This is a genomic window from Burkholderia aenigmatica (assembly GCF_048627025.1).
GTDB lineage: Bacteria > Pseudomonadota > Gammaproteobacteria > Burkholderiales > Burkholderiaceae > Burkholderia > Burkholderia aenigmatica.
In genome coordinates this window covers 112,213-132,113 of record NZ_CP184472.1, presented here as the reverse complement: position 1 = coordinate 132,113, position 19,901 = coordinate 112,213, and the positions used below count along the sequence as shown (strand labels likewise).

Annotated in this window: 21 protein-coding genes; 3 read left to right on the top strand and 18 right to left on the bottom strand. The window is 60.8% G+C overall.

Features of this window, described 5'->3' with window-relative positions; translation table 11 throughout:
* Nucleotides 1-52: 52 nt before the first annotated feature.
* From ACN8ZM_RS40410 to ACN8ZM_RS40395, 4 genes are all read right to left on the bottom strand, one after another.
* Complete coding sequence (locus tag ACN8ZM_RS40410; protein ID WP_420213480.1) at nt 53-793, bottom strand: autoinducer binding domain-containing protein; 741 nt, start codon at nt 791-793, stop codon at nt 53-55.
* A gap of 193 nt (nt 794-986) precedes the next feature.
* On the bottom strand, nt 987-1,271 hold the full coding sequence (locus ACN8ZM_RS40405) for a hypothetical protein (RefSeq protein ID WP_420213479.1): 285 nt from the start codon (nt 1,269-1,271) through the stop codon (nt 987-989).
* 186 nt (nt 1,272-1,457) lie between these two features.
* A complete protein-coding gene (locus ACN8ZM_RS40400; protein ID WP_420213478.1) occupies nt 1,458-2,708 on the bottom strand; it encodes a dicarboxylate/amino acid:cation symporter in 1,251 nt (416 codons plus the stop codon).
* A complete protein-coding gene (locus tag ACN8ZM_RS40395) occupies nt 2,692-3,354 on the bottom strand; it encodes a GntR family transcriptional regulator (RefSeq protein WP_420213477.1) in 663 nt (220 codons plus the stop codon). The genes ACN8ZM_RS40400 and ACN8ZM_RS40395 overlap by 17 nt, the downstream gene beginning before the upstream one ends.
* A gap of 149 nt (nt 3,355-3,503) precedes the next feature.
* Here ACN8ZM_RS40395 and ACN8ZM_RS40390 point away from each other — a divergent pair, with 149 nt between their 5' ends.
* The 3 genes from ACN8ZM_RS40390 to ACN8ZM_RS40380 all read left to right on the top strand — a co-directional run bounded on the left by ACN8ZM_RS40390 (nt 3,504) and on the right by ACN8ZM_RS40380 (nt 6,638).
* Nucleotides 3,504-3,968 (top strand): GNAT family N-acetyltransferase, encoded by a 465-nt coding sequence (locus ACN8ZM_RS40390; RefSeq protein WP_420213476.1) that lies wholly within the window; start codon nt 3,504-3,506, stop codon nt 3,966-3,968.
* 635 nt (nt 3,969-4,603) lie between these two features.
* The gene (locus ACN8ZM_RS40385; RefSeq protein ID WP_420213475.1) at nt 4,604-6,283 is read left to right on the top strand and encodes a DNA sulfur modification protein DndB; all 1,680 of its coding nucleotides are present in this window, start codon (nt 4,604-4,606) and stop codon (nt 6,281-6,283) included.
* A gap of 76 nt (nt 6,284-6,359) precedes the next feature.
* The gene (locus ACN8ZM_RS40380; RefSeq protein ID WP_420213474.1) at nt 6,360-6,638 is read left to right on the top strand and encodes a hypothetical protein; all 279 of its coding nucleotides are present in this window, start codon (nt 6,360-6,362) and stop codon (nt 6,636-6,638) included.
* A gap of 148 nt (nt 6,639-6,786) precedes the next feature.
* Here ACN8ZM_RS40380 and ACN8ZM_RS40375 read toward each other — a convergent pair whose 3' ends face one another.
* The 14 genes from ACN8ZM_RS40375 to ACN8ZM_RS40310 all read right to left on the bottom strand — a co-directional run bounded on the left by ACN8ZM_RS40375 (nt 6,787) and on the right by ACN8ZM_RS40310 (nt 19,853).
* On the bottom strand, nt 6,787-7,365 hold the full coding sequence (locus ACN8ZM_RS40375) for a phospholipase D family protein (protein WP_420213473.1): 579 nt from the start codon (nt 7,363-7,365) through the stop codon (nt 6,787-6,789).
* Nucleotides 7,366-7,368: 3 nt separating this feature from the next.
* Complete coding sequence (locus tag ACN8ZM_RS40370) at nt 7,369-7,926, bottom strand: phospholipase D-like domain-containing protein (protein ID WP_420213472.1); 558 nt, start codon at nt 7,924-7,926, stop codon at nt 7,369-7,371.
* A gap of 655 nt (nt 7,927-8,581) precedes the next feature.
* Nucleotides 8,582-9,085, bottom strand: coding sequence for a hypothetical protein (locus tag ACN8ZM_RS40365; protein WP_420213471.1), 504 nt, complete (start codon nt 9,083-9,085; stop codon nt 8,582-8,584).
* 263 nt (nt 9,086-9,348) lie between these two features.
* Nucleotides 9,349-9,894 carry a hypothetical protein gene (locus ACN8ZM_RS40360; protein WP_420213470.1) on the bottom strand — a complete coding sequence of 182 codons (546 nt, stop codon included), beginning with the start codon at nt 9,892-9,894 and terminating at the stop codon, nt 9,349-9,351.
* A 3-nt stretch (nt 9,895-9,897) separates the two neighbouring features.
* Nucleotides 9,898-11,178: a DNA methyltransferase gene (locus ACN8ZM_RS40355; RefSeq protein ID WP_420213469.1), complete on the bottom strand. Its 1,281-nt coding sequence runs from the start codon at nt 11,176-11,178 to the stop codon at nt 9,898-9,900.
* Between the two features lie 19 nt (nt 11,179-11,197).
* Complete coding sequence (locus tag ACN8ZM_RS40350) at nt 11,198-12,082, bottom strand: DUF5131 family protein (RefSeq protein ID WP_420213468.1); 885 nt, start codon at nt 12,080-12,082, stop codon at nt 11,198-11,200.
* Nucleotides 12,083-12,101: 19 nt separating this feature from the next.
* Nucleotides 12,102-12,446 carry a DNA-binding protein gene (locus ACN8ZM_RS40345; protein WP_420213467.1) on the bottom strand — a complete coding sequence of 115 codons (345 nt, stop codon included), beginning with the start codon at nt 12,444-12,446 and terminating at the stop codon, nt 12,102-12,104.
* A 48-nt stretch (nt 12,447-12,494) separates the two neighbouring features.
* The gene (locus ACN8ZM_RS40340) at nt 12,495-12,914 is read right to left on the bottom strand and encodes an ASCH domain-containing protein (protein ID WP_420213466.1); all 420 of its coding nucleotides are present in this window, start codon (nt 12,912-12,914) and stop codon (nt 12,495-12,497) included.
* Entirely contained in the window at nt 12,911-13,525 is a 615-nt protein-coding gene (locus tag ACN8ZM_RS40335; protein WP_420213465.1) for a hypothetical protein, read from the bottom strand. Before ACN8ZM_RS40335 ends, ACN8ZM_RS40340 begins: the two co-directional genes overlap by 4 nt.
* A complete protein-coding gene (locus ACN8ZM_RS40330; RefSeq protein WP_420213464.1) occupies nt 13,515-13,871 on the bottom strand; it encodes a hypothetical protein in 357 nt (118 codons plus the stop codon). Before ACN8ZM_RS40330 ends, ACN8ZM_RS40335 begins: the two co-directional genes overlap by 11 nt.
* On the bottom strand, nt 13,864-15,462 hold the full coding sequence (locus ACN8ZM_RS40325; protein WP_420213463.1) for a Lar family restriction alleviation protein: 1,599 nt from the start codon (nt 15,460-15,462) through the stop codon (nt 13,864-13,866). Before ACN8ZM_RS40325 ends, ACN8ZM_RS40330 begins: the two co-directional genes overlap by 8 nt.
* A 14-nt stretch (nt 15,463-15,476) precedes the next feature.
* On the bottom strand, nt 15,477-17,615 hold the full coding sequence (locus ACN8ZM_RS40320) for a DNA cytosine methyltransferase (protein WP_420213462.1): 2,139 nt from the start codon (nt 17,613-17,615) through the stop codon (nt 15,477-15,479).
* A 187-nt stretch (nt 17,616-17,802) separates the two neighbouring features.
* Entirely contained in the window at nt 17,803-19,341 is a 1,539-nt protein-coding gene (locus tag ACN8ZM_RS40315; RefSeq protein WP_420213461.1) for a hypothetical protein, read from the bottom strand.
* 17 nt (nt 19,342-19,358) lie between these two features.
* The gene (locus ACN8ZM_RS40310; protein ID WP_420213460.1) at nt 19,359-19,853 is read right to left on the bottom strand and encodes a hypothetical protein; all 495 of its coding nucleotides are present in this window, start codon (nt 19,851-19,853) and stop codon (nt 19,359-19,361) included.
* Nucleotides 19,854-19,901: the final 48 nt, after the last annotated feature.

Genomic DNA, 19,901 nt, shown 5'->3' with positions numbered 1-19,901 from the left:
GCAAAGTGATATGGACGGCTCCCCGGGCGAATTGCCGTCAGTCCCGATGCTTTCAATGCTCCAGCAGTCCGAGGTGCGTTGCTTGCTCGACCACTCGCGTAATGTGATTAACGCAGAACTTCTGATTCAACTGTCGGAAATACGAGTAGATCGTCGGCTTGCTCAAGTTGAGTTCGCTCGCGATGTGGCTGGCCGAAAAACCTCGGCGCAGCAGGTTCAGGATGCTGGTGTCTCGCTCGGTTAGCCCGATCGCCACCGTCATATCTCGACGCATCTGCGCGTGAAACCAGTCGAGCAGCTCGATCGCCAGCATTCGAAAGAACAGCTTGTTCGCAACAAGCGCGGGCTCACCCTCCCAGGTGTCGTCGTCGCGACCGAGATACAACACGCCTACCCGTCCAGCGACGGGTAGGTGCGCTGGGACGATGAGCTTCGAGCGGAAGCCATAGGCGATGTCGTGCTGCCGAAGAATCCTTTGGCCATCCGTCTCGTACGGGATGGTCGTAGCCCCCACTGGCGACGACGCGCGCCGAGCGTAACTTAAGCCAGGATCAGTCACGAACCACTTCCGTTCGAGATAAGACTTCAGCCAGTACTCGTCGCAATCAACCAAGACTTGACGTTCGGTGAGCGAGTCGTCCAGGCGGTCGACTGATACAGTCAGGAATACGAACCGCTCAGCGCCGAGTGCCCTGACGAGCGGACTCACGGCACTTTTCAATGCGATTTGATCCTGGGCATGGGAGAGCGCTTCGAAGCCAGTGATCCATTTGTCGCGCGCGTCACGATGCATGGTGCCTCCTCGGCGACCAGCGGCGTGGCATCCACGAAAGTGGTATCACAGTTACATACAGTAACAACAATACCCGATTGAAAGGAGCCGTTTCGGTGGATTCGTACCACCATTGATGTCTTAGAATACTCACAGCCATTCGATTGCTCTCTCGCTTTACGGTGGCCAGGAAGATGATGGTGTTGGAGCACTGTCATCTTCCGTTTCCCTCTGCCACTGCCTGTTTCAATTCCACCTTCAACACGTACTCGCCGAAATCGACCGTGATCGACGTCGCGGCCTTGCAATATACCGTTGCGAACGTCAAAACGTCCTCGAGCCGGCGCCACGTTTTCGGGTAGCCTCGTTGGGTTACCACCTCGAGCAGCTTCCCCGAGGCGAGGCTCAGCTTGACCTGCCAAGCTGAGACGGGCCCCTGATAGATCGTGGCTGAATAAGCGTCCTTCAGTCCGGCCAATTCTGGCTGCGCAATCCGCATGACTCACCTGTTTCGTTTCGAAGCAGGCTTTGTCGTACAGAGTGGCTCATTTATCAAGGGTCATGAATCAAAAATCGATTTTCGATAGTCATTTATCAAAATTCATTTTTGATTATTGATTTTCGGAGCGGCATTCCTCCCTGTCAAGGCACTTCCGGATTTGAGGTGGGGGGTGTGGCTACCGAATTACGGGCTGCTTTGCTGCAGCGGCGCCAGTTCCTTCTGCTCCGTCTCCAAGGCGGCCCCGTCGGAGACTTTCAGGGCGACCATCGTCGCTACGGTGCTGGCGTAGACGTTCAAGGCCGTACGACCCATATCGAAGAAGGCGTCGACCCCGAGGACCAGCACGATGGCTTCTGCAGGTAGGCCGATAGTGGTCAGGACGATGGTGATGGCCACGATCGCGCCACTTGGAACGTTTGCTGCACCGTCAATCGTGAGGATCGTCAGTACGAGGATCGTCAGCGCGAGCGGCCAACTCCAGGCGAGATGATAGGCGTCGACCAGGTAGCCGACGACGAGCGCCGTATAGAGAACCGCTCCGTCGCGGTTGAAGATATAGGAGAGCGGGAGGATGGTTGACGCGACCGGCTGCGGAACCCCCATCTCAGTGAGCTTCTTCAGGTGAACCGGAAATGTGATCTCCGACGACCGCGTCGTGAACGCGAGGATGAGCGGCTCGCTGACCTTTTTGATGACGGCGAGCGGTCCATACCCCGCCAGCTTGACGATCAGTGTCAGCAGCAACGCAAGCGCTGCCATGCCGAGGTAAGCGATGCCGAGCAGCTTAATGAGCGGTGCCAAGCTAGCGATTCCCTTCGACCCGATCAACGTTGCGACTGACGCGAAGATCGCGAGCGGGGCAGTGGCCACGATCCATTCGATCATCTTGAAGAGCCCCGCGAGGAACGATTCGAAGACCGCTATCGCAGGCGACGCTGACTCTTCGATTGTTCCAAGCGCGGCGCCCAGCATCACCCCGAAAACCAGAACCGCAATCGTGTTCCCGGAGCCGAGGGCGGCGACAATGTTCGCCGGAATCAAGTCGGTCAGGAACTTGACCCAGTCGATCTCCGTTGCGAGGTTTGGCGGGAGACTCGCGGCCCCTGACATGGCCGCCCCAAGACCGGGGTGAAAGATCATGTTGAGCAAGAGGCCGCTGGCGCTCGCGATGACCGTCATCACGACAAAGAAGGCGATGCTGACGGTAGCAGTCCGGCCGAGGTGCCCCTTCTGCGCAACGGCTCGATACGTGCCAATAGTGACGGACAGGAGAATTAATGGCATTACGACCATTTTGATCGAGTGGCCAAATAAAGTCGCGAGAAACGTGATCTTCTGGCCGAGCACTGGGTAAAACACGCCAGCCAATAAGCCGAGCACCAAGCTCACGATCATAAGAATTGAAAGCGATGTCGCTTTATTTCTCTGTTTCATGTTTTGCTCTAATTAGATTGATTCTTGCGTCCGTACCATCTACGATGTGGTTCCACATATTCAATCGCGCCAATTCCGGGTTTTTATCTCTAATGGCGATATAAATTTCGAGGTGCTCCTTTGTCCCTCGCCGAACCGTTTCCGAGTCATGCCGAGGAATCTCCGTCAATGCCAGTGTTTGATCGCGCAACGCAAGATAGGTCTTGTAGAGGCGCTCATTTCTAGCTGCAACAAACATCTCGTGGTGGAACACCCACCCCACCTTTTGTTCAACCATGATGTCGGTGTTTCCGGTCTCAATGTGCATCCGCATCTGGTTCGCGGAAGCATCCATCGCCGGCGTCGCGCCGTTCCGAGCAGCCAAGTACGCAGCCGTACTCTCCAGCGCCAACCGCACTTCGTAGATCTCTCGAAGGTCTGCGGTCGTAGGCTCGTTGACGAATGTGCCGCTTTTTTCGACCACTGTTACGAAACCTTCTGCGGCGAGCAACGCGAGCGCACTCCGAACGGGCATCTGACCAATATCGAGATCGTGTGCCAGGCCTCGGTGGGAAATCTTCTGCCCGGGTTGGAGCCGCCCGTTGAAAATCCGATTGCGAATCTCTTGATAGGCCCAGTTCGTGTCGGACGTAAGATTTTCTCTCATCTGTGATCGCAGTTTATTGTCTCGTTGTTGCGCGTTTCTCTTCTCTCAGTGAGGTTAACCCTATTGCGCAAGACACCCTCATGTCAATCGTTTGCGCGAAAAAAATCTAGTACGAACGCTCCTCCAATCGGATAAACGTTTTCAATACGATGACTACAATTCGTGACCTATTTTCGATATCGACCGTGCCGGTTGAAATGGTCTACCAAACTCGCGCTCTTCTGTTGCTCGACGGCAACGAATCGGCCGCACAATTTTCGGGCGATAGACACGCGGTGGCTTTCCACGTTGCAGTTTTCCAAGCAGATGCAATCGTCGCAGTGGCGTCTGTTTGTCCAGAGAAACGGATCCAGGACGGTACCGAAGGAGATTGGCGACTAAGAGGTCTAGCGGTGTCGCCGGAGCTCCAAGGCCTCGGGTTCGGGCGCACGCTGGTTCGCCTATGTGGCGTTCACGCATGCGGGAATGGCGGGTCTACTCTCTGGTGTACGGCCCGGGAGTCCGCGAAGAGCTTCTATGACTCGCTGTCGTTCACGCAGGTCGGGCAGGCATTCTCCATCCCGGGGCGCAACGATACGCGCTTCTACGCGATGACGTTCGACCTGGGCCGGTAGCCGAAGGCGGTCGGGTGGCGTGCGTGGCTACGTTTCAGGGTTCTGTTGCCGGCGCCGTCCGTTAGCGGGGTTCTACGGTGGCAAGGCATCGTCTTCGCCTTAGCGTGGGCTACGGGCATTTGCAGGCCCACTGCTGAACACCCCGGCTGACAAGTCAGCCGGTATATCGCGTCTTCGACGCTCAGATCGCGACCATGTCGCGGTAGATCGCGCGATGCGCGAAATATGGCGCTACGCGCCGGATATGCCGCTTCGCGGCACGAGATCGCGCATCGCGCGAGCGGCGCTGGTGGACCATCGTCCTATGGGCATTGCGTTATGGGTGCTGGCTGCCCGCTGCTTTCGCGATTCCTCCGGTTGCGTGCGGCCTCACTGATCACAGTTCGACGTCAGCCCGTGGAATGCCCTCAGGTCACGACGAAGCTCCACTCGCTCCAGTCCTCCCTCCGTGGGTTTGATGGTCTTCATGGCTGCCGCGTTTGGGTTGGTCAGTCGACCATCGTCGATACCCAAAAATAAAGGCAATAGATATCTATTGCGTTATGCCGTCTGCATAACGTAGGATTCAGTCATGGCGCCCCCGTCATCGCGTCTTTCCAGCAGCCGGCGCGAAACTCTATCGAGGATCTTGGACAATGGCTCGCAACAACTTTTACGTCATTAGCCTGAAGGCGATGTTTCTCTCCGACGTCGGCGACTCCGCACTCGGGACAGTAGTCTCGTCACATGCGGAGTCGTACAAGGCGTCCGAGCGCGCGCGCAAACTCAACCGCGACAGGGAGTGCTCCACCCGAACGCCAGGCTTTGGCTTCATTGAGCACGACACCCCATTGGTCAAGGGACAGGCCTATCCGGAATTGGCCCGACGTTATCTGGCGATGAAATTCGATGCGGACGCGATCTACGCGATGAAAGGGGTGCTCGACCCCTACTGGCAGAGCAGCAAGCCAGTGACCGAGGAGGACACCGCGTGGATGCTTGAGCACCTGCAGCTGACGCTGGGCGAGCTGCGTGAGCGCTACGAGGACAAGGCTCGCGCTGAGCTGGATGCCGCGCAGATCGGACGCCTAGCGAATGCCGAGCGACGTGCGCGCGTCGAGGCGGTGACCAACGAGCTCGCAACGGAGCGCAGCGAATTCACCTACGCATTTCCCGCCGTCGCAGGCATGCAAGCGGGCCGCAGCTACTATGCCGCGCAGGTGCCGTATAGCGTCCTGGTCAAGCTCTTCGTATTCGACGAGGGGGACGCCGTGCCTGCGCGTCTGCGGGCGCAGCGCCAACTCAACGAGCGCCGCGCTGCGGATATTGGCGAGTATCTGGTCGACAACCCCGATAGCTACGTGCTGCCGGCGATCACCGCGAGCGTTTCCGCCGAAATGTCCTTCGAGCCGCTGCCCGTCGCTGGTGCCGGCGGACGCATCGGCCTGCTACATGTGCCGATGGGGGCCACGCTGCTGATCAACGACGGTCAACATCGGCGCAAAGGCATTGAACTTGCGATCGCGCGCCGGCCGGCACTGCGTGACGAGTCGATCGTCGTGACGATGTTTTTCGACCAGGGCCTTGAGCGCTCCCAACAGATGTTTGCCGACATCAACGGCCGCCAGGTCAAGCCGTCATCGGCGATCAACGCGTTGTACGACCGGCGCGATCCCTTCAATGCCTGGGCGTTGTCGGTCATCGACATGCTGCCGGGGATCGACCGGCGCATCGATGTCGAGAACTCCGCGGTAGCGGCCAAGTCATCCAAGCTCTGGAGCCTGGTCGCGTTCAAGAAGTTCCTCTCGCTGCTCACAGGAGTCACCCCGAAAAACGTCGTCGACTTGGAACCCAAGCAGTTGGCCCAGATCGACGCGTTTCTGAAGACGTTCTTCGACGCGTGCGCGCAGCACGTTCCGCAATGGGCCGCGATGATCGACGGCGACCTCCCTGCCTTCGAGGTCCGCGAGGAGTTTGTGATCGGCCACGCCGTGTGGCTCGAAGCGCTGGGCATGTTCGCGCGACGCGCGCTCTTCACCGGCTACATAATGGATCACGGCCGCCCCGAAGAGGGCGTGATCCAGCCCGAGATCGCGAGGTGGGATCAGATGGCCGCGCTCGCGAAAGTAGATCCGCGGCGCGCCTCGCTGATGTGGGATAACCGCTGCGTGGTTCTCGGTAAAATGCAGAAGACGTCGGACGGCGTAAAGGCGACGGCCGCAAGGTTGCTGCTGTTGGCGCACGTTTCACTGCCGCCTGAGATGGCGGAGCTCGAGATGCGCCTGGATGGAGAGTTCCAAGCAAAGCTCAAATCGAGGAGCGCCGTGGTCGTGTGACGTTTTGCGGAGCGGCGGCCTCACTGGCGCCGCTCTGTCCCAACGAAGACAACGAAAGGTTTTGCCACGCCACCCGATGAAAGTCCCTGACTACCCCCTCACCGCCGAGACACTGGCCGCCATGCTCGAGCTCTCACGGATCGAGAACGAAAGCATGCTACTCGCGCTGCGTGATCATCTCGTGCAGGGAGTCCCGTTATCCGAAGCAGCGGAACGCTATGGTTACAAGCGACAGCAGCTCGCAGTCCATGTGAAGGCTATCCAGGAAAAATTTAAGCCGGCGTTCGACTTGTACGCGGCGTTGGTCCAGCGTGGACTCGCGAAGTCCCGACGCACACCCAAGCCCGCGAAGTAATGCTGGTTAGCACGAATCAAGCGGCGGCCGTTTCCGGCGCGGGTGCGATCCGATGCGCGATATTCGTTCCAGGGATGAGCTCGACTGGTCACCTCAAGCGTTGGGAACGACATTGTGACACGCAACGCAGAGAACGCGATGCTGGTAATCAGTACGCTGCTTGAACCGGCACACCCTGGTCCCAGAGTGTTCGCCACTCTGCCGTGTATCGTTCCGCGATCTCGGGGACACCCCAAAGGAGCATCGCGTTCTCCGCATTGCGTGTAGCAGCAGCACTATAGTTGAAGCTACCCAGTTCTACGTGCCGTTGGTCGAGCACCAAAAATTTGTGGTGAAACGCGTCGAAACGATCAATCACGCGCACTGCGACGCCCTGATTTGCAAGGTACTGGACCGCAGAGTAGGCCTTGCTGTTCTGCCGCGAGTCCGCCAGCACAAACACCTTGACGCCGCGATGTTGGGCGTTGACCAAAGCCTTGGCGATGGTTCGGCTGGTGAAGCTGTATGCGGCCACGAGTATCGATTCACGAGCGCCACCAATCGCTCGCAGCACGACAGCTTCAGCGGATCCGCCAGGCGAGAAGCCGAGCTCGAACCGAGCGGTCGGCGGCAAGCTCCCCGAGAGGAGCGCATCCGACTGAACGGTGCGTGCGCCGGCGGGCGCCGTGCAAAGGGCGATCACAAGCCCGAGCCACACCGAGTGACGATGTCGAAGCAGATCCACCATGGTTCATTCCCCTTTGCTTTCGACGGCCACACTGTGCTCCCATAGCCTTTGCCACTCCGCCCGATAGCGGATGGCAAGCCCCAAGTCCGCAATGAGCAACGCGCCGTCCGCGTCACCGAGTACTACGCTCCCGCTCTCGTTGTCGACGCCATCGATTAGAAGGAACTGGCGAAACGCTCCAGCCTGTCCGGTCGTTCGAATCTCAATGCCATGACTTGCAAGTGCCTGAAAAGGGCCGGCCGTCGGATCGACGTTGCGCGCATTCACCACCACCCGCACGTGCATACCTCGGCTCTTCGCGGCGACCAGTGCTTCAGCCATGTTCTGACTACTCAAGCTCTCCGCCGCGATGACGATCGACTTTCGAGCACTACCGATCGCACTTCGAACAATGGTCTGTGCGGCGTTGCCTGTAGAGAACCCGAGCTCGTAGTACGGCCTCACCATCACGTCGCGCTGAATGTCAGACCTTCCAGTATCCCGCGGGTACCAGAAAACCAGACCGGCCGATAATGCGAAGATGATAGTGACCGAAATTCCATTTGCATATCTAACTTTCACGTCATTGCTCCGTGGTCGACGTCAACCTTCAGTAGCCGAGAAGATCCCGCGCAGCTGATAGCGTTGCCGGAATCACTTGCTGCTCTCCGATAACAGTTCCATTGCGATCGGTGGCCGTCCACCAAACAGTGAGCGTGCCGTCACCGTTGTCGCGGACCGGTCGTGGTAGATGATGGGAGTCGATCCATCTCATCAGGTCGTCCACATTCATTCGCGGCAGCCAAACGCCAACGTGATGCCCCTGGATACGATCATCCAGATACCGCAGCAAAAGCCCGCGGCCGCAAGACACCACAGAGTCAACGTGAGCACAACGGGGAATTCTTCGACACTTTGGCTACGATCGGAAATCAATGCCCCAACGTGCAGGACATCGAAGACCGTTGGGCCGAAGAGCAGAATCGTGATCGCGCAAATCGGACCTGCGATAGCCGGCCAGCCGTCGCGACGAAGGACCATCGCAAGGTTCGCAAACCCAGCGACGCCGAGCGCAGTCGCACTTGCTGGTATCGGCGACCCTCGCAGAGACGAAACGGTTCCAACTAAACAAGCCACTCCGAGGATCGCAGCCTGCACGAGAATGCAACCGGCTACGCTCCTGAGCTTTCCGAGAGCTCCCTTCGCCTGTCGAGAATGGATCATCGCTTCTTCCTATTCACGCTGCGACCGCTTCCTGGTCCCGCGCGTCGATCGCTGCTACCTGGGTAGCAAGATCGTCGGTATCGAACCCACTCCCCGCGGATTCCGCACATGCCAATCGCGCCTTCGCGCACGCTCTGACGAGTCCCTCGCTGACTTCGGTTGCACCGGTAGCCTCGCTGATGCTGACCCACGGAGCGAGGCGGCCCGGCTCTCTAGCGATTTCCAGCATGTTGACGAGACGCCACCAGATCGCGGCACGCGTATTGGAATCGCGGCGCTTCAGCGCCGGATCGTTCATGACCGCCAGGAGCCCAGCTGCGAAAGGTAGGTCATTGATTGTTCGAATGCCGGCGCCGGCCAGAGAGGCCTTCGGCCGCTGCTGTTCCTTCGTAAATACGGACGCACAGTGCATGAAAAGGTCTTCTTCGATCGGGCGGGTCCACTGCAGGTCTTCGGCACGCAGGACATGCCGACGCCCCAACCGTTGGGGCTGCGTACGTTGCTGATCTCGATTCATCTGCTGCTCCCTGAGCAAAAAGGCGCAGCTCTCTCTTCGAGACCCGAGTGGATCATCCTTCAGAAATTGAGGAAAAACAGTTTCCCCCTGCGCCCACACAATGTAGACGCAGTCCCAGAATTGCAGAAATGGTCCTTCGGCTATCGAAGAATTCCCGCGTGGTAGCCGGGTCGCGCGCCACGGTGCGCGCGACCCGGCGGGCGGTCAGATCCAGTTAGGCAGCCATGAGCGCCCCCTTTCCCGATGGTTGATGTGCCTCCAGATCACTGCAGGATCCCCAGATTGCACGCCCGCCAGATCACGGTGTCGACGGTGCTGATTCGGTCGCCGCTCTCGCGCGCCAGGCGCTCGCAGAGCGCCTGCGGCGTCGTGTCAAAGCGCTCGGCGACGCGAACCAGGTGCCGATCAGGCTTCGCAACATCTACGCCGTAGTTCTTCGCGAGATGCCACTTCGTGATCGATCCGATCCACGGCATCGTCTCAAGAAAGGCTATCTGGTCATCGCTCGCCTCGAACCGCTCGAACCAAGCGTCGCGCGCGCTCCAAACCTCCCAGATCGCCGCGGCCTTCCCGGTATGGCCGAACACTGTTTCGGGGTGAAGCCCGGCATCAAGGGCGCCCATCACCTTCACGTAGATGCCACGTGCTATCTGGGCCTTCATGCCGGAGTTGCAGACCACGAAGATGTACTCGCGCACAAAGGCATCGGCGTCGTCTGGTTTCGCAACGGTTTGCGACCATTCGATGTCACTGGCGTATCCGGAATCGCAGACGGCCGCGCGGAGGCGGTGATACTCGGTCAGTTCCATGTCTCACCGTCCCCCAGCTGCGATCGTCGGGGCGTATGCATTCGGATACGCTTCGATTGCCGGGTGCAACGCGAACCCGGCACAAGTCCGGAAGCGTTCGGCGGCGACGCGAATGTAATCGAGCATCAGCTCAAAGCAGATCCACCGCCGCTGCCGCCTCTCCGCCGCCATGCCTGTCTTGACCGTGCCTCCAAAATGGTCGACAACCAGGTCGCCCGGTTCGGTCAGGAACTGGATGAAGAAATCCGGAATGTCGATCGGCATCATCGCGCCGTGCACTGGGAGGCCGAGTCGCTGCGCATCCTCGCGGTACTGCAGCGTGTCCGCGCAGCGATTACCTCGCTTCAGAATGTTGCGCGGGAGCCGGCCTGCCGTCGGCTTGCTGAAGCCGCCCGGACGGTGGCGATACGCACCATCACCGTAGGTGGCGCGCCTGGTGATGCCCCCCCCAGCGACGAAGCGTCTATGGGCTTCCTTGTGCGGCTCAAGCACCCGACGGTTGTCCGCGCGCACACACGCTGGATCGTTGGTCAGCCAAAGGATATGCTCGTATGCCCAAGCCAGCTGTACGTTGTTCACGCAGGCCCACTGAGTCGGGCCGGGCGGCTTTGAGCCCTCCCAGATGACGTCGTTCATTTTCCAGAGGCCGAGCCGATCGCGCAGGTCGACAACGAGCCGCTCGAAATAGATCGACTGAGCCGGCAAACCCGGCTCGTACGCATCAGCAGTCAGATTCAGACAAACAGAACCACCTGGCCGAAGCTTCTTCAGAAGCGGCTCGATCGAACGGCACACGAAGTCAACATACGCACGCTCGTCAGCAATCCCGCCGTAGGCGCGCGGTTTGCGCAGCAGATACGGCAACGAGCTGAAGACGAGCGAGATCGGCTCGTCGATGCCCTCCATCGCGTCGACGTTGCTACCCCAGACCGCCATACCGAGATCGGTCGAGAACGCGACGAGCTTCACGCCAGCGCGCGCTGCACGCAGCTTCTTGCCAGCGGCCTCGGAGAGCGTCCACACGCCGCGGCGATCCGCGACGCGCGAGAGGATATTCATCGCTTTCAAAGTCTGCTGCGCCCATCTGATCCGATGGCGCACTCGATTCTGCCCGGCGCAGCCGCCGATCGTCTCGCGCACCGCAAGCGCATCGGCATGAATGCCGGCGCGTGCTGCGACGCGCGTATACAGTTCGGCGTTGGTCAACGTGCAGCCGTCGGCGTCGGCATACGCCGCGGCGACGTGTGTGAAAAGGTCGAGCTGAATGTTCTTGGAAGAAAACATGCGTTCAGGGCCCAGGGAATTACGCCAGTTCGAAAGGGAATGCGTCGTGCAACTCGCCATCGAGCAAGCGCCCCGCTTCCTGCGTTCCGATCCGATACAGGGTCGATTCGTCGTCAACCTGGCGGTCCACAACGGCAAGGTTCTCGCGGCCATACCGCCATCCGTCTTCGTACCATCGTACGGTAGCGACGGAACCCTTCCGCGGCGTCACGTGCGTCCATGGCGCCCACATCCCCCACTGCTTGAACATGAAGGGCACGCCTGCGGACACGCATTGATCGCGAAGCGACTTAACCCACATGGGATGCATCGGTCGGGCATGCCTGCCGCTTTCGCCGCCAGCGATCACCCACTCGGGAAGCAATTCCGGCGCGAACTCGCCCAAGTCACCCAACATCGGCTCGACGCTCCAGAAGCGCAGGCTCACATTCAGCGCCTTGAGCTTCGATGCATCGCGCAGCAATTCGGTCCGATCGACTATCGTCGCACCGACCCACACGTTGTCGGGCGTGCCGTCCGGGAACATCTCGGCAAGCATCGACGCCGCATTGCCGATTCGTTTCGTCAGGAGCAGCCAGATGAGATTCGGCGTGTCGAGGATCAGTTGCGCAAAGCGCATCCGCTCTCCCGCCGGCGAGGCGTTGTCGAACGGATCGCACACGCTCGGAAACACCTGCACACGCCGTCGGGCATGCTGAGCGGCGGCGTCCCAGCGCATCGGCTTTCGCCAATGCGCGTCACCATACGTCCGCCGCTGCGCTCCCGGGCCCCAGTTCGCGCCGCGGCGCAGCCACCTGTTCATGCTTTCCGCGTAGCAGTGGTCGCAGCCAGGCCCCACTCTCTGACACCCTTCCCACGGCGACCACGTCAGTGCCGACCAGGAAATTCCGCTCTTTTCGCCCATCGCGCCCCCACTGTGTCAGTTAGCGACCGCGCCCGGCCATGCAGAGGGACACTCGACGCGAGATCTCCCTGTCGTAGCCTGTCAGCGTCGACCTCAGGTTCGGGGCGATCTGGCGCCCAGCAATCGACGTCGTGAGCGGTTCACGCTCGACGCTCTCCGCTACGTCCCGCGTCTTGCGTCGATACTGATGATTGCCGTCGGCTTTCTGAATCAGCTCGAGATGCCCGCTGTACAACAGCGTATCCAGAATCGAATTGACCTTCGATTGCTTCGCATCCAGCACCACCGCGACGTGGTTCGCGGTCATCTGAGATTCGCCCAGCACCTTCAGCACCGCAGCCTTCGTCACTTGAAGGTTTGCCATCGCTCACGCTCCATGTCTTAAGACACTGTGGGGTTACTTCGTCGTTCGCTAATCGCGGATATCCGCGATCTCATCGATGAACAGCAAATCCTTGCGTGGCACGTCGAAGATGCCACGCTGGCCCTTGTACGGGATGAACGGCAGCTGGCGCGCGTTGCGTAGCGCGAAGCCGTGGCAACCAGCCATGTGCCACGGCGACGTGCGGTCCGCCGGCGGCACGCAGTCGAACAAGTCGGCGATGCCCACGATGCCGCCGCGCTCCATGGCTTTCTGCCCGGGCAATTGAATGCCACCGATCTCGATGTCCAGGTATGCGCAGACGTCGAGGTATTCCCGGCGGGTCATGCCCGCGGACGCGTGGATCAGTAGCGCCCCGCGGTAATGCGTGCGCCACGTCCGGTTCTCAATGTCCTTATGGCCGGCGGCTATCAGCCACGCCCACGGTTGGCGAATTGACAGGGCCTTCATTGCCTGGCTCCTGCGCGGGCGGTGAAGTGATTGACGAGCGCGGTTGCCGATTCGATCGCTTCGACGGGGAGAGTGATCCCATGCGCGTCGCAGGCCGTGATGATGTCGTCGTCCGTCACCTCGGCGCGCGGCTCCGGCTGAAACTCGTCCATCAGCGCGACTCGAAGTGCCGTTCGCGTGTCGCGCGTCGGGTTTTCGTGGTACGCATCGACCAGACCTAGGATTCGCTTCGAGCGTGCGATCGCGTCCGGCGGCTGCGACTGGCCGATTGGGATGACGTGTTCACACGAGCTGCCCGGCTGCCCCGGATCGTTGCTGTCGGTGCAGGCGTTGCGATGGTCGGTCGCGTGCGGGCAGCGTTTGTTTCCACACGTTGGGCACAGCACCATGCGCATATCGGTCAGCGTGATCGGCCGGCATGTTTCGCACCAGCAATCCGGCTGGCCCGGATGGGCGGCGAGAAGGGCATGGATCGCCCGCGCTTCTCGCCAGACTGCGTGCGACTCGCCCATATCCTCAAGCTCCATGTCGCAGCGATCTTCATCGACGCGGCGGATCGCCCATATTGCGCGCGCAATCCGCTCGACCGTCAGCACGTTGTTATTCGGCATGGTTGGCACTCCGGTATTGCCTCGACCGCTTCACGCCTACGCGAAAGACGGTCATCAGGTTGTGATACAGCGGCACCTTCAGTACGTCGTCGTAGAACTCGCCCTTGCCGGTCACGAATCCGACCTTGCACTTGCTGCGCTTTCGGGCGAACTCGTTATAGGCGAACTCGCTGCACCAATGTTCCTGATCGCGCTTGCTCAGCTCGGACCACTTCACCGTGTACGAATCGCTGTCGGGGATGTCGCAAATGCGCATCCATGCCGGGTTCTTCCGACAGAACTCGACTGCGTGTCGCGACGCTTGTTCAACCGAGTACGTTTCGCCGTCGCGCGGCCGCTCAAGCATGGCTGTCTCCTTGGAGAAGGGTGCGTATTTGCGCTTTCACCCAAGCCGTAATCATTACCTCACCTAGAATGGCCTCAAGCGCCTCGCGCTGCTCGTCCGTCAGCCCCTCGCGAGCGTCTGCCTGCGCGGGGCCGGGCAGCGGCGAATGCTTCGGCTTCGCTACCTGCTTCGCGCGGATCTTCTCGATCGTCTCGGACACGTTGATGCGCGCGAGCTCCGTCTCGCCGGCCGTTTGCATGTCCAGGCCGTTCGCGAGGCACAGCGCGGCGAGCGTGACCATGACGCCGCCGACCTCCTGCGCCGGCTCGCCGACCGGCCGCGCCCACGTGTAGTCGACCAGTGCGCGTGCTTCCTCGCGCGTCATCCCGCACGCCTGAACCAGTTCGCCGGCCTCTTCGAAGAACCGGTGATTGCGCTCGGCGCGGTCGGCCGCGATCTCGGCGCCGAAGCAGGCCAGCATCCACGGCTGCACGCGGTTCTGGAACGGTGCCTGTGCGGGAGGCTGCGGGGCGGCGTAGACCGGCGTGAGGAAGCCGTATCGTTTGGCGATTTCCTCGTTGCGCGTGCAATAGTTCCCCTCGCCGATCCATCTGACCGGTTCCGCCGCCTGCGCGGGGGCGCGAGATTCGAGTGCTTCGATTGCAGCGAGGATCGGGTCGTTTGCGCTCGACCATTCGCCGACATCAACGCCAAGGAATTCGCCGACGGCGTTCGCGAGCCGCGTGCCATCTTCTTCGAACCGGTCGCGCTCGTCGATCGTGTCAGACAAGGCGCGTTCGGTCGCCCCTTCCGCCTCCGTCTCGTTGGCAGATGCGGCGCGGGCCGCTTGCCATGCTTCCCACTGACCACCGAAGCGCTCGACCCGATAGGAGTTCAAGTATTCGTCGTCCACGACGTATTTGGTGCCGTTCCAATGGACGCCGCCGGGGATCGGGAATTTCGCCTCGAATGCCGCCCGCTCGTCCGCCGGCGCGGGTGCGGTGGCCGTACGGGCTTCATCGCGCTCGTTGATGAGGTCACTGACGATCTCGGTCGGGCAGTCACCCCAGCTATAGCCTGGCGCCATCTGCGCGATACGCTGCAGCAACGCGTAGCCGATGTTCGCCATGTCCGCGACAGCGTGCTGCGCGTCGGGCTCGAAATTTAGATCGCTGTCGATCAACGCGGGATCGGGCTCAGTGGTCTTGACCGGGTTCGACGCGAGCAGATCTCCATGCCTCGGCCCGAGCAACGATACATCGTCGCCGCCGCAATGGCGGATGACCTGACGCCACGTATCGTCGAGCGCGCGACGGTGCACGTTGACGAGCGGCCGGTTCTTCACTTCGGCTTCCCAGCGCTCGACAGCCCAATCCAGCCACGACGGCGCTGCTGCGGGCTGCGCGACAGGGGATGCGGCGACTCGGTTGTTCCACTGGCGCACGGCGACAGCTTCGTCGTACCAGAATGTTGCGATCCGGCACGATCCGCATTCGACCTGCACACGGCCGAAGAAGGGGCCATCGCCCGTCATGATCTGCGCTGCATGGCCGCAATGCGGACACGGCAGCAGGTCCGTCAGCTCATCAGCGCGGCTCTTATCGGTGGTCATGGTGTGGTCCTTGGTTATGCCGCGGCGAACGCGAGTTGTTTCTCGTGTGCGAAGTTGACGCGGCCGAGCGCCTCGGACTGGGCCGGGGACACGCTGTTGCCGCACATGCGGATTCGCGCAGTGATCGAAAGCGGAATGCGCGGTAGGTCGCGCGGATCGCCCGGAACCTGTACGCCGTCCACGAACAGCAGTTTCGGATCGGGGATCTCGTGGATGATGTAGCTGTCTGGGAAGTCCTGAGCGCGATACAGCTCGCGATCCTTCAGCATGCGCAACGTGATGTCGACGAGTACCCACCAGGCGCCGGCGTGGTACATCATCACCATGTCCGCATCTTCGGTGAAGTCCTCCGGCAGGTGCTCGCGCAGCAGCGCTGCGCACTTGCGCGCTTTCTCGGTATGCTCTTCCGATAGGTAGGCTGCCGGCACCTTTACCGCTTGCACGAGCCCCATGCGCGCCTTGGTTGGCAGCGTGTGCATCGGCGCGCCGATGTCCTGCCATTGACCACCCGAGCTGTAGTACTTCACGAGGTAGGCGGTAACGAGGCGCTGATTGGCTCCCTTCGACGCGATCGTCGACAGTGGTGCGGCTGCGGGCCGGCCATCGTTGTCTTCCCAGAATCCGCCATTTGCCTGCTCGAAGAACGCCGCGGCCAGCGCCTGCTCGCCGCGATGCGCACCAGTGACGGTCGGCAGCGGATGCGCCGGCGTGCTTCCTGCGCGATCGCCGTGATGGGTCACATGCATCAAATGCGCCGAGACGATGCCGAGCGGCGCCGAGCCGCCCGGGCGCTTCACAAAGCTGTTGGCAGTGACGGTCGGCATCGGGTCATCGAGCGAAGCGCCGGCGCTGCCGGTGCGGAACTTGGTGATGTGTGCGGCGACGATCGCCTGCTTCACTCCTCCGGCGACGACAGTGCCGAGCGGGGAGGTGATTTCCTGCGTGCGCGGCCGCTGGCCGGCGCGCTCGCCGTAGCCGATCGTGATCAAGTGCGCACTGGCGAGCGCGTGATGATTCCCGCCGGCGGACACGGTCGACAGCGGCTGCTCAACGCTATCTGCGTGGAGGTGTGCTTCGCTCGTTCCGCGCAGCTTCACCATCGTCGGAGCGACAACGGAGAAGTGACCGCCTTTCACCTGAGCGCAGATCGTGCGCAGCGGCTCGTCGGCTCGCATCGTGCGCTGGTTGCTGGCGTTCGCGTGCTCGTTGACGAATGGCGCCGATACGCCATCGGCGGTCGGCACGATAAACGGCGTCGGACTCGCGAGGACGTGGCGCCACATTCCCTTCGCGACGCGGCGCAGGGTATTGCGCACGAGTTCTTTCTGTCTGTCGAAGATGCTGGGCGCGGTGATGCTGAAGTCGATGCACTCCGCTGCCGTACGGTACGGCGCGAGGATGCCCGCGAGCACCTGAGGCGACGTAGGCTCGGCATGCGTTGGCGCTGGGAAGACAACTGGCAGGCCATCGCAGCGGCCGACGATGAACAGTCGCTTACGCAGCGTAGGGGCGCCGTTATCGCAGGCGCGCAACTCGCGCCATTCGACGGCGTATCTGAGGCCCTCTATCAAGCGCATCGCCGCCGGGCTGTCGATTGAAATGCCCAGCGCTTCGCATGCCTCGGCGAGCGCGGGGTGCGCTGCGTCGACGCCCGTCGTGATCATCCCGATGAAGCAGCGGAAGGTCTCGCCTTTCTTCGACGGGTCTGGCATCCAGATTCCCGGAGACACCTCGATGAGATCACCCCAGGTAACAAACTCTTCAACGTTCTCGAGCATAAAAATGCGTGGCTTGGTCGACAAGAGCCAGCGCAGCAAGACGAACGCCAGCCCACGGATGTTCTTGGATACCGGCGTGCTTCCTTTTGCCTTGGAGAAATGTTTGCAGTCCGGCGACAGCCAAACAAGTCCGACGGGCCGATTATTCGTCACGGCGACCGGATCAACCTCCCACACGGACTCGCACAGGTGCTTCGTGTGCGGGTGGTTCAGTGCATGCATCGCCAGGGCTTCGGGATCATGGTTGATCGCGATGTCGACGTGCCGCCCTAGCGCGCGCTCTAGGCCGGTCGAGGTTCCACCGCCTCCTGCGAAGTTGTCGATGATCAGCTCGTTGCCAAGGTCGAGCGATAAAGAGAACCGGTCACGCTTCATTTCAGGCCCTTGAGATGGAGTTCCAATACTTGCCGTTCAATGACTTGCCCTGCCCCCGGAAAAAGCTGCTGGCCCGTGCCGGCGCCAGCTCCAAAAGCACCGCGGACGCGGCGCTTACCGAGTGCACAAGAACGCTCCAACAGAGCGCAGTTCCAAATCTATTTCTCGTGAAATAGTTTGTCAATAGTTATTTTGAGCACGCACCATTCGGCGACCCTGCAGCGCCTGCTCTGCGACTCGACTCCAGAGCCGCAAGTTGACGTTCTCGCGACTCCGTTGCGGCCGCACGCATCCCGGCCGGCAAGCAAGCCATTTCTTCGTCCGTCAAAATTCGAATGCCCCCGCTCGGGGCCTGGCCGGCAGCACAACCGTGCGCCGCGCGATTTGCCGCCTCATCACACGCCAGCCGTGCCAGTTCGTTTTCACGGCACGCGCGTATTGCGACGCCCAGAGCAGGTATGAAGGTGTTGGTCCGATGAACCGAATTGATGAGTCCGCGCGCATAGGACAGCGTGCTGCGACGGATCGTCCCCGGCTTGGCAAGCGCACCGGCGATCTCGTCCAACACGGACTGGCGCGCGAACGAGGGACAGCCCTCGATCATGGCTTCCAGCTGCTCGCGCTCCTGGACGTACAGCTTGCTCGGGAAGACCAGCGCGGGAGCGACATCTGCGACGCTCGCGGTATCCGCCTCCGCATGGGAGGAACGGTGGGACGCTGGCGGCTCGATGACCGAGGCCGGTGGGGGTTCGGGGTTTAACGACTTTTCTTCATCACAACAACCACGGTTTTCACAGGCCGCCGAGTCCGCGGCGACCCTATCCACAGTCGAATCACTGTGAGGCACAGTGGTTGTTGTTTTTATATCTGTAACTAATCTCTGTTTACATATTAGATCACCTTCCGAAAGGGAATCCACTGGAAGTACCCTTTCGGTATCTGGAGCAAAATCAATAGCTTGCGGTACATTTGCTGTAAATGCCCTTTCGGCATCTGCAAGTGAATCAATGACTTGCGAAGCATGTGCGAAATCCGCCGCCTGTGGATAACTTGAGCCGGAGCGGGTCGCTTCCGAGGTCGCACTTACTGTAAATGCCGTTTGGTCATCTGGAATAAAATCAATGACTTGCGTCAGCGATTCGATTCTGTCGGAATCAACATGTGAGGCCGGAATGGCCGCCGCCGCCGCACCCTCGCGAGCGGCAATTTCGCCCCTCTCCAGTGCGCTTTTCAGCGCTTCGGGCGTCACCGGCGGCTCGCCTTGCGTCGGCGCCGCACCACCCGATCCGTCAGGCATCGCCTTACCTCGAGTCGCCGGCGGCTCGCGCATCAGAACGTCAAGAGCGGAATCGACGAGTGCATGGTTACGGAAGTACCACGTCGTTCCTTCCCGCTTGTCCGTGTAGCAAGCGTAAAACAACCCCTTAAAGTCACCGTTGCCGCTTACCCACTCGGACTTCGATGTGTAACGCACGCCAATGTTGTCGAACGCGGTGCGGAATTCCTTCACGCTGAAACCAAGTTCCTCCGCCCAACTCGTACCGGGCCTGTACCAGGGGTGCTTCGGCGCGACGTCCTGGAATTTCCAGAACCCATCGGGGTATGTGCTGAACCAGTAGTCGAGCTGCTGCATCAACAGACATGACGTGACGGAGCGCGCAAGCGGCATCAATTCCTTCACGTAAGGAATTGTGTTTCGTGTGATTTCGAGAATGCGGTTTTTCATTGCGAACGAGGCGCGCCTCAGAGAGAAAGGTCCAGCTGCACAAAGGCCGGCTGAACGCTCTCGGGCTTAGGTGTGATCGCAGTTGCGCCATAGCGAGCGCGGATCGTGTGCGCCATGCGCTCACGTCGCGGGCCCGTTATGGCTTGCTGGAAGGCGAGGTAGGCGACAGACGCCGGGGTGACGCGAAACGGCATTTCAACGACCCTCCCAGGATCCACGCCAACCGATTCGCACAAGGATGGATCGGGCGGCGACATGGCCGCGAGCGCAGCAGCCGAGATGCGGTAGTACTGCACGCAGGTCATTCGTCCGTCGGGTCGTTGAACGCCACGGCGCCGACCGTCTTTCTCGATCTCCTCGGATTTCAAAAGCGCGGACAGTCCATGTGCGAGTTGCCCGGTGTCGTAGACACCTTTGAAAGCCTCGGCTAGTTCGACGATCGACAGGCTGACCTCGGGCGCGCAGGCGAACTGCTCGACGATCCCCTTTTGGACGGTTCTCGGGCGTGTCATGACGTCCCTCTCACAACGATATGCGTGAAGTGGCCGTGCCGTGGCAGT